Genomic DNA, 15,338 nt, shown 5'->3' on the forward strand with positions numbered 1-15,338 from the left:
GGAGTGAGCGTGCATGAAAAGGCTAACAGGATGGCTGACTAGGCCTTTTAACAATTTGCGGCTGCGGGAAAAGCTGTTTGTCATGTTTTTGCTCGGCGCGATAATCCCGCTGCTGTTTTTTGTCTTATATTCCTATCAAACGATCAAGAGCGAGCTCTCGGACCAAATGTATACAAATTCCGTATCGTCCGTCGCGCAAATCAATTCCAATCTGGAAAATAAACTGGACTCGTACACGAAGCTTTCCGCGACCCTTTATTTGAACACTACGCTGCGCGCTTATTTAACGAATAATTACTCGGTAGAGCCTTCTCTGTTTGTTGATGCCTATCAATACATCAATAATACGTTTTCCAATATGCTCACAACGAATCCTGACATTCAATCCATATCGATATATATCAATAATGATTCTTTGCCGGCTGACGGCATCTATATCAAAAGAATGGATCAGTCGTTCAGAAATTCGGTCATTTATCGCTCGCTGCTCAACAGCTACGGCAACGTACGCTTTGTTTCTACGCCGCCGGCCGCCGATCAGCCGTCTATGTTCACGTTGACGCGCATGCTTAACATTAGCAATCTCGACAATGCGTACGGAATATTAACCATTAACATTTTGGAATCGGATATTTACCGCTTAATGGAGAAGGAAACATCGGAGAAAACGGTACTCATCGCAAATGAAAGAGGAATCATTATGTCGGCGAAGGACAAGTCGATGTTGAACCGTCCGCTTGAGCAATATGTGAAGGATGATTTTCCGAGCAGCAGTCAAGGCAGATTCGACAGCACCTTTAACGGAGAAAAAATGCTTGTTGTCTACAACACGACCAAGTTTGGCTGGAAGAGCGTCTCTCTCGTTCCTTACAGCAGCTTCCTATCCAAAGCCAATAACACCGCTAAGCGGATATTAATTTATGCGCTGATCAGCTTTGGCGTTATGGCTCTGCTTATCTACGTCACAGCGCGGCTGTTCACCAAACGCGTCGAGTACTTGGTTGGCATGATCCGCCGCATCGAACGGGAGGAATTTGACCTCGTCGACATTCGGCCGCTTGGGCGGGATGAGATCGGGCAACTGGGCAATGTGCTGCGAAAAATGGCGCAGCGGCTCAGCAATCTGATCTCTGACGTTTATAAGAAGGAAATCGATAAGCGGGAAGCAGAGATGAATGTGCTCCAAGCTCAAATCAATCCCCATTTTTTATACAATACGCTGGCATCCATCTCATCGCTCGCCATTCGCAATTCGGACCAGCGGATGAATAAGATGGTGACCGATCTGGCTAAGTTTTACCGGATATCGCTTAACAAGGGCAAAAACCAAATATCGATCCATGAAGAGGTGCAGCTGACCCGCTACTACGTAGCTATTCAGCAGGTGCGCTTCGCCGATCTTATCCGTGTCCACTATCAAATCGACGAGTCGGTGCTGCCGTGCCCAATCGTGAAGCTGACGCTTCAGCCGTTCGTCGAAAATGCAATGAACCATGCTATATGGGATGACAAGCTTGGTATTAACATTATGATCAAGGCTTACCGCGAGGGACCCGATATTTTGCTTAAAATCATTGACGATGGCATGGGCATGCGCATGCAGGGAGAGCTCGGCAGCGAGCTTCCAACGAGCGGCGACACCTTGTCGGGCTATGGCATCCGCAACGTCGACAATCGGATTAAGCTGTTATATGGCGACTCCTATGGCATCTCGATTTATAGCAGATTAGGCATTGGCACGACCGTCACGATCCGTATTCCCGGAAAGTGACCTTACATCCTCTTGGCTCAAAAAAATCCCCCGGGTAGCGTCGTTGCTTCCGCCCGGGGGATTTTAGATTTATTTGGCTTTAATTTTGAATAGCTTCGACTGCGCGCCGTTCAATTCTACCTTCAATTGTCCTGCTGTAATATCGCTGGCCTTATTCGTCCAGAGATCGGTTGCTTTCGTTTTAGAAGTTGCAGGTATGCCTGCGCGTTTGAAATCTAACGTCTTGGTTGCAGGCTCATTCGTATAGTTGAACACCGCGACATAATAATCCGCTCCGTCCTTCATGACGAACATATCCGCGGCACCCGTCCCGGTATTGCCCTCAATCGGCCTAAAAGCTTTGCCTTTGAGCGCCACTTCATTGACCTGCTTGTTCGTCAGCAGCTTCTTCATAAGCTCCTGCGCTGCCGGATTGTTTACATCATCGGAATTCATAAATACTGTACCGGAGATGACGGCGGAATTGACTCTTGTCTGCGCTGCATCGAACGAGCCGCCCTTCACGAGCGTCATATAGTCAGGGTCCGTGTACGGATAGATCGTTCCATTTTGCCAGAAGCCGTAGGTCAGGTTGTTTAATTGATATTCCGTCTTGGAGAGCGTCCCGTCAACGTCGCATGATATGCGCCTTGCATGAGCATACTGGCTCGGGAACAACGGCGCGATCGACGCGCTGATGAACATTTTGCCGCCCAGCACCTTATTGATATGCGCCATTCCTTGATTGTAAGCTTGAATGCCCGTTTGCGCTTTCGGATCAAAGTGCTTGCCCTCGAAGGAGCCATGGCTTAGAAAGTCGATCTTGATATACGCAAAACCGTAATCGAGGAAGCGATTAAAATAATATTCGATCCGCTGCTTCGAGCCAGGATGGGTCGGATCAATCGCATAGGCGCCGTCTACCTTCGGCAAAGGATTGCCGCTTTGGTCACGCAGAATGATTTCGCCGTACGTATATTTTCCATTCGTGCCTTCGACAGGCTGATCCATATTATCGCCCCAATAGACGAATGGACCATAGTAAATGCCTGCCTTCTGTCCGTTCTTATTAATGACCTTGACGGCTTGCTTAAGCTGCTGCTCGGTCAGGTTATCCCAATAGGAATCCATATTAATGTAGACGTCGCCTTTATTTGCGAAGGAGGATTTTTGCAAATTCTCCTTAAAGAAATCGGAAACGGCAACAACCTTATCGTAGCTCAGGTCACTCTCGTATGCGCCCCAGCTATTCCAGCCCACCGGCACGCCTTTTGGAACGCCGTGGTCAAATTCAAGGGGTGCCGCAACCGCCGCATTCGCCTCGCCAAAGCTTTCCAGCCCTTCACGGTAGTCCCCATAGTAGCCTACGAGAATTTGCGGCGATGTTATCGTCGTTCCCGTCACCTTGCCGTGCGGAATCGTATCATGCGTTGAGGTAGACGATGAGAACCCGCCATATACCTTCAGCTTGTTCAAACGATCATCCGAGCCGCTCCAAAAAATGCCCGTTTTCCAATTGTCATGGGTAACCGAACCGATGATAAGGCCGCTGCGGCTCGTATTGTCGTAAATCGCCGTTAATTCGGAGCTGACATAGTTATTATTGTTCAGGCTTGTATTAATCGTACGCGATTGGTATCTCGACCACGCGTCATTATCAAACGGAGCAACAAGCACTCTATTGTCCGAATAGCTGCCGATATCGATGCCGCCCTTATTGCTTACAACAAGCGGTGCGATATCATTCGTGCTAAGCGCAGAATCGCTCACCACTTGTTGACTCACCAAGAAGTATGGCAGATTCTCATAAATGTGATAAATCTGCTTCATCGTCGGCAGGCCTGCCTGCTTGTTTTCAATCGTTACCCGAATGCCTTTGCCATGGCCGTCTTTTATTTTCTCGATTTTTTTCATCGCGAACAGATGCTCAGCGTAGCTTTTGCTGTCCAGCTGTTTATCCAGCATGATGCTGCTGTATACGCCGTTGGCAATGGTCTTGCCGTTCCACTCGTATGCCGCAAGCCCGGATTTCGTGTTGTAAGTCAGCTTGTATTCGCCGTTCGACAAGATCAAGCCCGACTTATGCTCCTCCACCTTAATCGGGCCATACTTGGCAGAATCGATCTTCGCGCCGATATTGCCGATCTCTCCAACCTCACCCGGCTCCTCGCCTGGCGCCTCCGAGCCGATCACTTCAATTTTATCTATATCCGGCGACCATCCTCCGTTATCGTCGAACAGAATCGTATTGCTGCCTGCCTGCAGCCTGGCTTCGATCGTATACAAGCCCGTTGTGTCCCAGTTTGCAGTCTGCGGTAAAGAATAGGCTTCCGGCTCGCCGCCGTTCACCTTTATCGATACAGCTCTAGGATCACCTGAGATATAGCTGATCTTTAACGTATAGTTGCCTTCGGAAGGCGCGTTTATTTGATTGAATTGCAGCGTTGAACCGCCCCAAATATCGCCTACCTTCTTTCCTTCCGAGCATGCGGTTTCCGCCTTGCAAGCACGTACCGCAGCATTTCCTGTAAGCTGGTTGCTTGGCGCTTCCGCCTCATAGACTTGTCCGCTGCCGACCGGCGGCTCGCCCGGATCTGTTCCTCCATCCGATAAGCGCAAATCGATTTTATCGATGTCGGGGGAATAGCCGCTCTCGTCATCGAATCGGATCGTATTATTGCCTTCCTTAAGCGGAATCTCAATCTCGTAGCTGCCCCGTGTGCTCCAATCCGCCGTTTTCGGAAGATCATAGCGGTCGCTAGTCCCATCGTTCACCAAAACGGCAAACGATCTCGGATCGCCGGAAATATAATGCACCGTCATCGTATAAACACCGGCGGCGGCAACATTTACACCATTAAATTGCAGCGCCGAGCCTCCCCAAAGGCTTCCAACCAGCTGATTGCCTGAGCAGCCAACAGCCGCCTCGCAATTTTTAATTTCCGCTTTGCCGCTCAGCAGATTGCCTGCTGCCTCAGCCTCAAAGGAATAGCTCACAGCCCCCGCTTGGTCCTCGGCTTGCGCATTAGGAACGTTCATTGCCGCCCCAAATAACAGAACCAATGCTAAAATAACGATCAAGCCTCGCCCGAATTTCATCTTGCTCAACATCATTTCCTCCTCTGCCTCGTTTCATTTATAAAGCGCTTTCTTAAATCAGTGTAAAGCCGATCAAATGGCAGAACTAGCCAAGAATGTTACGATTCGTACTCCAAACCAACTAACTTTCGCTAGTTTCTTCTCTCCGCCCCCTCATCGCAACACCTTGCAGCGCCATAAAAAAATGCCCCAAAGCAGCCACAGCCGCAAATGGGGCATCTATTTGGTTGTAAAGCTTTATCCTTTACTTGCTTTAAGCATTTCTCCAATTGCGCCAATACTGCCAAGCGTCTCGACCGCTCTAGTTGGAATGAACACCTTATTCGCCGCGCCCTGAGCAATATCGGAGAGCGCCTCGAGCGAGCGGTACGTCAGCACGTTCTCATCAAGGCCGGCGGAGCGGATAAGCTCGATCCGGTTTTTCTCCGCCTCGGCAATCGCTTGGATCGCCTTTGCCTCCCCGAGCGCCTCAAGCTCTTGGGCATGGCGCTGCCCCTCCGCTTGGCGGATACGGGCTTCCTTATCGCCCTCTGCCTTCAAAATCTTGCTTTGCTTATCGCCCTCTGCGCGCAAAATCATATCCTGCTTCGCCGCTTCCGCATCAAGCACCATCGCCCGTTTGCTTCGCTCCGCTTTCATTTGCTTATCCATCGCATCTTGAATATCGACCGGAGGCTGAATGTCGATGACCTCTACACGCTCGATGCGCACGCCCCACTTCTCGGTCGCTTCATCAAGCGCGATTCGAATATCGGATGAGATTTTCTCGCGTCCGGACAGCGTCTCGTCAAGCTCCATTTTGCCGATAATTTGCCGCATCGTGGCCGTGCTAATATTGCGTACCCCGTATACATAATCGGAAATGCCGTAGGTTGCCTGCTCTGGGCCCGTCACCTGATAAAAAATAATCGTATCGATTTTCACCTGTACATTATCCTTTGTAATGACCGTCTGCGGCGGCACATTCGCTTGCTGAATGCGCAAATCATGATACGTCCGGACATGGTCGATGATCGGAATCAGGATGTTGACGCCAGGCGTCAGCAGCCGATTGAACTTGCCTAGACGCTCAACGACGCCTATTCTTTGCTGCGGGACGATTTTGATCGACAAAGCAACGAACACAACGACGATAGCCAGCAAAATGATCGCTACAATTATACCCATTAACCATTAGCCTCCCCATTTTTCAACTTGGAGCACTGCGCTTCCACGACTAACGACGACTACTGCATCTCCTTTTTCCAGCGTCTCGGCGGACACTGCGCTCCACGTTTCATTTCCTACCTTGACGATGCCGGGCGTTTCCGCCGCAATCTGCTCCAGCACAATACCCTGCTTGCCGACCAGCTCGTCCACGACATCCTTATAGCCGCGTGAGGAGTGAAAACGTCTAGCGATCGGCCCGGTAAAGACCGTAAGCACAAGAACAATGATGCAGGCAGCAACCAGCTGAAGCACAAAGGAGCCCGGCCAAATCCAATCAATGACAGCAGCAACCGCTGCCCCGATGGCTAGCCACAGCAAGTAAAACGTAAGCGTTAGCATCTCCACGACTACCAATATGCCAGCGAGAATGAGCCAGATCACCCACAATTCCATCCTGTCACCTCCCCTTCTTCATTAATGTATTCGTAGATGTCAATCGTATGATAAGAAAACACTTGCCAAACCGATGCTGACTATGTAGAATCGACAAGGGTCAAAAATAGACAACCTATCATATTGAAGGAGCTTATTCTCATGAAAAACGCTATTGGGGTTCACGAAAGGCCTCCAGCTCTGCAAAGCTTTCTGCTTAGCCTGCAGCATCTTTTTGCCATGTTCGGCTCAACCGTGCTTGTTCCGAATATACTCGGCGTCGATCCGGCAATCTGTTTGCTCATGAACGGAATCGGAACGCTGCTTTATCTCTGGATATGCAATAACAAAATTCCGGCTTATCTGGGCTCCAGCTTTGCCTTTCTCGCGCCAGCAGGCGCCGTTATCGGTGATCATGCATCTGGCGGCAGCTATGCGGCTGCTCTAGGCGGATTTATCATATCGGGCGTCATCTTCACGGTCGTTGCGCTTATCATTCAAGCAGCCGGGACGGGCTGGATCAACGTTGTATTTCCACCTGCAGCGATGGGTGCAATCGTCGCGATTATCGGTTTAGAGCTTATTCCGGTCGCAGCACGCATGGCTGGCTGGATTAGGCCTACGGATGTTTCCTCTACTGCGGCATGGTCGCCTGATCCTAAAATGGTAGCGCTCTCGACGGTTACCCTTGCCGTAACGGTGCTCGGCTCGGTACTGTTCCGCGGATTCATGCGCATCATTCCGATTCTGATCGGTATCGTAACCGGTTATGTTCTCGCTTATTTCATGGGCTTTACCGATTTCAGCAACGTTGCAGCGAGCGGTGTTGTGCAGTTGCCGCATTTCACCACACCTGTGTTTGAGTGGACGGCGATCATTGCCATTGCGCCTGCGGCGCTTGTCGTCATCGCCGAGCATATCGGGCATTTGGTCGTTACCGGCAACATCGTAGACAAAGATCTGTCGAAGGACCCCGGCCTTCACCGCTCCATGCTGGGCAACGGGATTTCTACCATCCTATCCGGGTTTGTAGGCTCCACGCCTAACACGACGTATGGGGAAAATATCGGCGTGCTTGCGATCACGAAGGTGTATTCGACCTTTGTTATCGGAGGGGCGGCCCTCATTGCCATCGTGCTTTCGTTCTCAGGAAAATTTTCGGCGCTCATCTCCGCGATTCCAGGACCGGTAATGGGCGGCGTTTCCTTGCTGCTGTTCGGCGTTATCGCCGCTTCCGGCCTTCGGATGCTCGTAGAATCGAAGGTGGACTACAGCAAGCCAACCAACTTGTTTCTAACAACCGTCGTGCTTGTTACGGGCCTTAGCCGCGTGACTCTTACGATTGGCGATTTCTCTTTGTCCGGAATGGCACTCGCAACTGTCGTTGCGATTCTGCTCAGCCTCCTGTTTAAAGTGTTTGATGTACTTAAAATATCCAATGACCATGAAGCTTCAGGCCATTAAAGCATAGCAAAGGGGAGCCTCTCAGGAGGCTCCCCTTTGCTTAGTTTATAACTGCGCGTTAGACGTCTCTAGCAACCCACTCGGCAAGCAGCCTAGCGCCATATCCGGTTGCGCCAATAACCAAATGGCCATTGCAGCCTGACGCTTCCTTCAATCCGTTCATATCGATATGAGCCCACTTATACGAAGGGCTTATAAATTTGCGAAGGAACAAAGCGGCGGTAATCGCTCCGGCTTCGCCAACACGGCTAATATTGCAAATATCGGCATAATCGCTTTTCAAATAGTCTTCATATTCATCCACAAGCGGAAGCTGCCACAATTTTTCTCCAACACCTTCGCCTACGGTTCGGATCGCCTGCACCAGCCTATCGTCTCCCCAAATGCCTGCTAATTTCGAGCCGATTGCGCCTACGCAGGAATAGGTTAACGTTGCCATGTCGACAACCCGCTGAGCGCCGATTTGACCCGCGTACACAAGCGCATCCGCCAGCACCAGCCGCCCTTCCGAATCGGTATTGCCGACTTGGACGGTCGTTCCGTTCGCATACCGAAGCACTTCGCCTGGCAGTAATGCATTGGCATCCGGCACATTTTCCGCTGCCGCAACCAACACGGCAATGTTCGCCGGGATGCCGCGCGCCGCGATAATGCTCAAGGCGCCGATTACGCCAGCGGCACCCGCCATATCCATTCGCATATCGCTAATGTCATTGTCCCGCTTCAGACTAATGCCGCCTGTATCAAAGGTAATCCCTTTGCCGACTAGAACGGTAAGCGGTTTTGCCGGATCGCTGCAATATCGAAGATCCATGAATACGGGCGGATTGATGCTCCCGCGGCCGACGGCGGGAAGGCCAGCCATGCCGAGGCGCTCCAGCTCTTCACCCGTTTTGATATCGACACTGACCTTTACGCCCTCAAAATGCTCGCGAACGCGTTCGGCAAATTTAAGCGGAGTAAGCGCGTTCGATGGCTCGTTGGTCAAATCACGGGCCAGCATCGTGCCTTGCGCCCTGATTTCTCCAAGGCGAACCGCTTCGGCCAGACTCTCCTTACGCTCAGCCTCGATCAAAATAGCCGTTACGGAGCGATGCGTTTTTTTCGAACGGTAGCGATCGAAGGCATACGTCCCAAGCAGCCAGCCTTCCACCCATGCTGCAACGAAGGATTCTTCTTCCTCGTCCTTCCGTTTGCCAAGCGCCTCAAAGGAGATAACCGCCGATTGCAGTCCTTCCTGCTCCGCCGCTCGTCCAGCGGTTCCGGCTGCTTCGGTTATACGGAATGCGGCGTTTTGGCTTCTCTCGCCCACGCCAACGAACAAATAATGAGGCTGCTCGCCGCGGCCGTAGAACCATGTTACTTCTCCACGCTCGCCCATCCGCTTACGCGGCTCATGCTTTTCAAGAAACGAGGCCAGCAGCCCTCCGCTGTGCGCTTGCTCGAAGCTATCTTTAAAGACAGGAAATATAATCGCCCGGCCCGCACCGCCTTGGCCTAGCTTAAAGATTGGCATAGCATTCATATCATTTCCTCCTCCCTATTCTTTCAAAGAACCGATCATCACGCCTTTTGCAAAAAACTTCTGGATAAACGGATAAATCATAATGATTGGCGTCACTACGATAACAATCGTCGCCATTTTGAGCGAATTGCCGGTTACATGCATTCTATCCAGCATATCGAGATTGGCGCCGCTTGCCATGTTGGTCAGCAGCCGCTTCAGCGATTCCTGCCTGGTCAACATTTCTTGAAGCAAGGTGGATAAAGGCCTCAAATCTGCATTCCGCACAAAAAATGCGCCCGTAAACCAATCGTTCCAATGGCTGACGGCATTAAACAAACTAATAACGGCGACTACGGGCTTGCTGAGAGGCATGATGATCTGCCAAAAAATTGCAAAATCATTATAGCCGTCGATTCGGGCAGCCTCTTCAAGACTTCCGCTAATCTGCTGGAAGAACGTCCGCATGATCAAAATATTCCAAACGCTATACAGAGACGGAATAATATAAACCCATATCGAATTGGTCAAATGGATATCTTTTAACAGGATATAATACGGAATCAAGCCGCCGTTAAACAGCATGGTGAAAAAGATAGCCATCGTGAACAGCTTGACGCCCGGCATCGTTCTGCTCTTCAAAGCGTAAGCCGCCATCGCGGTAAAAATGACGCTAGCCACCGTGCCGATAACTGTACGGAACATAGATATGAAGAAAGCCTGCATAATATTTCCGGAAGAAAACAGCTCTTCAAAGTTTTCGAGCGACCATGCGCGCGGCAGGAAGTAAATGCCGCCTTGCTCAGCGTCCTTGCCCTCATTGAAAGCAAGCGCGATTACATTTAGAAAAGGTAGAATGATAGTCAAGCATAACAGTATTAGAAGCAAGGCATTGACGATTCGAAAAGCCTTCTCCCCCGGAGATAATTTATACGTTTCGTTCAACGATGGTCATCCTCTCTAGCTACGTAAAGGAAGAAGGGGCGTCTTCAGCCAACTTCGGAAGAAGGCGCCCGCTACTCAACTTATTGCATAATCAGCTTTGTTTTTACATCTTTATCCTTTTGGTCTATAAGCGTCAAATATTCATCCAATCCCGCTGCATTAAGCTGTGCCGAGGCGGAATCTACGATTTTTTTCGCTTCATCCAAAGATTTGGTGTAATAAGCTCTGATCATGCTGTCCTTGTAATTATCAAGAGCCGCCTGCAATTGCTCGCCCTTCGCAAAAACCGAAAGGAACGACAATGGCCTGTATCCATCCACTAGACGGGCATTGCTGCGAAGCTTGTCCCAACCCCAGTATTCCGCCATTCTCTCCGGAGCGGCATTCAACTCTGGATTAACGGAATCACCGTAGATCATTTCGCCAAAGTCAACCAATGGGTCTTTGTCGGTTGAACCAAGCGGCGAGCCCCAAGTGTTGCCGGCTAATTCAAAGCCAAGCTTTTTCCCTTGATCCGGATCGTTTTTCACGACATCCAGCACTTCTTGCTTCACGATGGGATTGCCCTTATCGTCTAGCGTATAATCTCTTCCTTCGATTCCGTACTGCCAGAGCAGCTTTCCTTCGCGGCTAGCCAGGAAATCAGCGAATTTCACGACTTCTTCCGGATGCTCAGTCGTTGCTGGAATCGACCACGCGCCATAAGCCGTTTTATAAGGAATCATCATTTGATAAGGACCATTAGTCGTGTTCATCGGTCCCATCGGCAAATAATGCTCGTCCTTGTTAAAATCCATATAGTTGTGCATGCCAATGATGGCGTAGGAGCCGTTCAAAGCGCCTTCTGTGGCCCGTGTCTCTTCCATTGTGAAAAATTCAGGGTCCATCAGTTTTTCGTTCAAAAGCTTCTGCATGTACGCGACCCGCTTCATCGGATACTCCGTTTGGCTCTCGTGAAGGATTTTCCCATCCGCACCGCGTTTAATGAGCTGATCGTTCTCCCCCCATACAAGGTCGGCGTACAGCGAGCTGTCTTCCCTGCCGCCGTGGTAGTCAGGACCAATCGGGTATACATCCTTGCCGTTTTTATCCTTGAAGCCGCCAGCTTTAATCTTCTTTGCCAGCTCGTAGAACTGCTCCGTCGTGCGAATTTCTCTTGGATCGATTTTTAGCGCTTCGGCAATATCCTTGCGGATAAACGGGCCCGCTACATATTTCCGTACGGTGTAGCCCGGCTGGCGCAATATATTCATATGGGCAAGGTAGGATGATCCATTGAATTCAGGACGGAACATCGAGCCGTATTTCGTATCCTTCGGGAGGTATCCTTCCTCCAGATACTTGCTGTATATTTTTGTGTCCTTAAATAGAGGCGTTAGATCCGCAAACATTCCTTCGGCTGCCGCTTTCAGGATGACCGCCATCTCAGGACGCCCGCTGTTGTCCAAATAATACGCGATAAAATCGGGCAGATCGCCAGAAGCGATGCCGGCTGCCAGCAATTCGGTGGAATCGCCTCCCTGAACCGCCTGCATTTCAAGCGTGATGCCTGTCTTTTTCTTAAGCTCGGCCGCAATTTCCGGGTTCATTTCAGTGTCGATGTCGCTGTCCATAAACACAAGTCCTTTGATCGTACGATCAGCAATCCAAGTCTCCGGCTTGCCTGCTGACGAATTATCCTTCGAGTTCCCAGCGCTTGCTTGTTCGTTGTTCCCATTCCCCGAGCAGCCCGCTAGCAGCAAAGCAGCAACAATTGGTGTAATGAGCAGCTTACTCCATCTTTTCATGTATGATCTCTCTCCCATTCCTATCTGTCTGATTTATGAAAAACGTGTTAAACGCTTCTCCGAAGGAATACTTGCTTTACCATAACGAATTGTCCGATACTTTTCGGGTTACCCGGTTAGCTAGAACGACGAGCACAAATCCGATCAAGCCTTGCATAAGACCAACTGCTGTCGCATAACCAAATTGCGCGCTTTGAATACCGACGCGGATAATGTACGTGTCCAACACGTCGGAGAGATGCATATTGCCCGGCGTTCTCATCAAATAAAGCTGATCGAAGCCCGCAGTCATAATGCCTCCCAATGAGAGGATAAACACGATTACGATTGTCGGCATAATGGAAGGCAGCGTAACGTAGCGAATTTCCTGCCATTTGTTTGCTCCATCTATTTTGGCTGCTTCGAATAGATTCGGGTTAATGCCGGTAATTGCCGCATAATAGATAATCGAGCCCCAGCCAATCGTCTGCCAGATGTAGCTCCAGAACATCATCGGGTAGAAATACTTGGCATCCATCGCAAAAAAAGTACTGCCGTCGCCGCCGAACCATTTGATCACTTCATTAACGATTCCGATCTCCGGCGCAAAAATCCGCTGCATCAAACCAACGATAATGACCCAAGACAGAAAATGCGGCAAGTACATGATGCTTTGCGTCAGTCCCCTAAACCACTTGCTTCTCACTTCATTGAACATGAGCGCCAGCAATATCGGAAAAGGCATCCCAAGCAAAAGCTTCATGCAGCTGATAACGAGCGTATTGCGAATGAGCTGCCCGCTTTGATAATCGTCAAAAAACCTTTTGAAATATTCCATTCCGACCCATGGGCTGTTAAAAATGGTCGTGTTGAACTTGTACTCTTTAAATGCGAGAAGAAGTCCCGCCATCGGGATGTAATTAAATATTGCAAAAAACAACAGGCAAGGCAGAACCATGATGTACAAATAACGATGAGTAGCAATTCTTCTTAGCTGCTTGGCTGCCAAACTCGCGTTCATGAGGGTGCAGTCACCTCTTCTCTAAATTTTCACCCATTCGTTTACTCGCTTGTGCCACTGTTTTCTCAAACCAATCCCAACCTGACCCAACCTCTTCCGGCTTATGGGAATCCGAGCCGAATACGAGCGGGATGCCGCGCTGCAAGCATTCGCCCATGAACCATTCCGGCACATAAGCTCTTTCACAGGTTGGCTTTCGGAATCCTGCCGTGTTCACGTCTACGCCAGCTCCAGCAGCTGCAAGCTTCGGCAAAATGCCGTTTAGTCTGCGCGTGACTAGTGTCTCGTCCAGTTCCGGCAATGCAAGGCGGAATTTCTCAATCAGATTGATATGTCCGATTCTTTTGCGGCACGGCAGGTCCGCTGCCCATTCAATAGCCGCTTCGACATGGTTGTAATACTCTTCTGCAGCCTTGTCCATTGAGCCGTAATACTTGATCAGCTTGTCCATGAACGTCTCAGGCGTGTAGTCGATGCACTGGTTGCCTCCGATTCCAGGCAAGTAATGAACCGAAAATACAACATCCTCTAGCCGCTCTCCGTATTTGTCGACCAACCGTAATGCAAAATCAGGGTCTTCAGGCAAATAATCCAGCTCGAGCCCAATCGTCGTCTCGATTCTGCCTTCATAGCGCTCCTTTGCTTTTCTTGCTTGGTCAAAATAGAGCGGCAGTTCTTCTTCTTTCATCGCCAGCTGATTCATCAGCGGAAGATCGTCGATGTATCCTGCTGGCAGCGGGGGATGCTCACTGAATGTGTATCGCTGAAATCCGAGCCGGATCGCCTGCTCCAAATACTCCTCCATGCTCGAGCTGCTGCCGTGGCGGCAAAAATTCGTGTGTGTGTGTCCATCCCATTTTAATACCATTTTTCTGCTCCTTTTGGTGTTGTCTGCCCATCTGCTGGCCTCGCATACGAGAGACAATCACATCGTATAATGTTAGTTGTCATTTGACAATATGTTTGATCAAACATTAACACAATCTCAATAAACAATCTATGTTTTGTTAAGCCAGCGTTAAAATTCATTGATTTATCAACGTTTTATCAACGTTCGGTCAACGTCGACCAAACATTTCCTCTTATCTTTCGCAAATGTAAAAATGTCTGTTTACCTGTTATTAATGTTTGATCTCACATTAAAAAAAGAGCCATACGCGCATCGTTATGCGCCGTACGGCTCTTTCTGTTTATTCCATCTATTTTATTAAAACCATTAATCGATTACGGGAGCTTCTATCCATTCGACTTCGTTTTCCGCAAGATGCTCTGCCCAGCCCTCAGGGCAAGGACTGTCGGATATGACCGAGTCAACTTCCTCAAAGGAAAGCATATGAGTGAACGAGATGACGCCAAGCTTGGAGTGGTCCGCCAATACATAAACCCGCTCCGCCGTCTGCGCGAAAATACGCGACATCGATGCCTCGTCCGGATCGTAATCGCTGATGCCGCCGGGCATCGAAACGCCGCCTGACGACAAAAACGCTTTGCTGACGCGGAACTGCTGCATCGTCCTCTCGCAAATGGAGCCGCTGATTGACTGCTGCTCCGGATTAAGCTCCCCGCCGAGCAAAATGATCTTTCCGCTAAACCTGCCTTGGTTTACGCCGTCCATCAGACCGATCGCGACGGATACGCTGTTCGTCAGCACCGTCAGCCGTCTTCTTCCCGTAATCGCCTTGACCAGCTCAAGCGCTGTCGTCCCAACGTCAATCGCAATCGTATCTCCATCTTCGATCAACGCTGCCGCGCAGCGTCCGATCGCTTCCTTTTCTTTGACCAGCTTAAATTGCCTTTGCGTAAAAGGCGCTTCGGATGTCTGGAACAGCGGCTTTGTCGCTCCTCCGTATACGCGGCGCAGCAGCCCGTCCTTCTCTAGAACGTCCAAATCCCTTCGAATCGTTTCGGGTGATACGTTAAATTGCTCCGCGAGTGGAACGACTCTGACCTTCCCTTCCGAATTCAATAGATTGATAATCGTTTGCTTGCGCTCTTCCGCCAGGACCGACACTCGTACGCACCTCATTTATCGATTATTAGTTTTTATATTGTGGATTTTTGTGGATTTCCGTTTTTAATTTTAACGCACGAGCAGACCGCTTGTAAACTAATAAACGCATTATTTACAATTGATAGCCCTTGTTTTAACATCAAGAAAACAGTACAGCTATATGATTGGTTGCAGTGAGTTTATGTTTGATTTTGTTG

The 15,338-nt window shown here is 49.8% G+C and carries 11 protein-coding genes; 2 read left to right on the forward strand and 9 right to left on the reverse strand.

Annotation, left to right across the window (positions count from 1 at the left end; genetic code table 11):
* Nucleotides 1-13: 13 nt before the first annotated feature.
* Complete coding sequence (locus A7975_RS28970; protein ID WP_065387440.1) at nucleotides 14-1,771, forward strand: sensor histidine kinase; 1,758 nt, start codon at nucleotides 14-16, stop codon at nucleotides 1,769-1,771.
* A 69-nt stretch (nucleotides 1,772-1,840) separates the two neighbouring features.
* Here A7975_RS28970 and A7975_RS28975 read toward each other — a convergent pair whose 3' ends face one another.
* The 3 genes from A7975_RS28975 to A7975_RS28985 form a co-directional block, all read right to left on the reverse strand.
* A complete protein-coding gene (locus A7975_RS28975; RefSeq protein ID WP_065387441.1) occupies nucleotides 1,841-4,864 on the reverse strand; it encodes a carbohydrate-binding protein in 3,024 nt (1,007 codons plus the stop codon).
* Nucleotides 4,865-5,086: 222 nt separating this feature from the next.
* A complete protein-coding gene (locus A7975_RS28980) occupies nucleotides 5,087-6,016 on the reverse strand; it encodes an SPFH domain-containing protein (RefSeq protein ID WP_053372160.1) in 930 nt (309 codons plus the stop codon).
* 6 nt (nucleotides 6,017-6,022) lie between these two features.
* On the reverse strand, nucleotides 6,023-6,451 hold the full coding sequence (locus A7975_RS28985) for an NfeD family protein (protein WP_053372161.1): 429 nt from the start codon (nucleotides 6,449-6,451) through the stop codon (nucleotides 6,023-6,025).
* A 141-nt stretch (nucleotides 6,452-6,592) separates the two neighbouring features.
* Between A7975_RS28985 and uraA the strand changes: the two genes are divergently transcribed.
* On the forward strand, nucleotides 6,593-7,894 hold the full coding sequence (uraA, locus tag A7975_RS28990; RefSeq protein ID WP_065387442.1) for a uracil permease: 1,302 nt from the start codon (nucleotides 6,593-6,595) through the stop codon (nucleotides 7,892-7,894).
* 58 nt (nucleotides 7,895-7,952) lie between these two features.
* Here the strand turns inward: uraA and A7975_RS28995 are convergent, their stop codons facing one another.
* The 6 genes from A7975_RS28995 to A7975_RS29020 form a co-directional block, all read right to left on the reverse strand.
* Entirely contained in the window at nucleotides 7,953-9,419 is a 1,467-nt protein-coding gene (locus tag A7975_RS28995; RefSeq protein ID WP_255314602.1) for a leucyl aminopeptidase family protein, read from the reverse strand.
* Between the two features lie 15 nt (nucleotides 9,420-9,434).
* On the reverse strand, nucleotides 9,435-10,343 hold the full coding sequence (locus tag A7975_RS29000; RefSeq protein WP_065387443.1) for a carbohydrate ABC transporter permease: 909 nt from the start codon (nucleotides 10,341-10,343) through the stop codon (nucleotides 9,435-9,437).
* Between the two features lie 80 nt (nucleotides 10,344-10,423).
* On the reverse strand, nucleotides 10,424-12,130 hold the full coding sequence (locus tag A7975_RS29005) for an extracellular solute-binding protein (RefSeq protein WP_065387444.1): 1,707 nt from the start codon (nucleotides 12,128-12,130) through the stop codon (nucleotides 10,424-10,426).
* A 76-nt stretch (nucleotides 12,131-12,206) separates the two neighbouring features.
* Nucleotides 12,207-13,130, reverse strand: coding sequence for an ABC transporter permease (locus tag A7975_RS29010; protein WP_065387445.1), 924 nt, complete (start codon nucleotides 13,128-13,130; stop codon nucleotides 12,207-12,209).
* Nucleotides 13,131-13,140: 10 nt separating this feature from the next.
* Nucleotides 13,141-13,998, reverse strand: coding sequence for a histidinol-phosphatase HisJ (gene hisJ / locus A7975_RS29015; protein ID WP_065387446.1), 858 nt, complete (start codon nucleotides 13,996-13,998; stop codon nucleotides 13,141-13,143).
* 348 nt (nucleotides 13,999-14,346) lie between these two features.
* Nucleotides 14,347-15,141, reverse strand: coding sequence for a DeoR/GlpR family DNA-binding transcription regulator (locus A7975_RS29020; protein ID WP_053372167.1), 795 nt, complete (start codon nucleotides 15,139-15,141; stop codon nucleotides 14,347-14,349).
* Nucleotides 15,142-15,338: the final 197 nt, after the last annotated feature.

The sequence above is a fragment of the Bacillus sp. FJAT-26390 genome (assembly GCF_001682865.1).
Taxonomy (GTDB): domain Bacteria; phylum Bacillota; class Bacilli; order Paenibacillales; family Paenibacillaceae; genus Pristimantibacillus.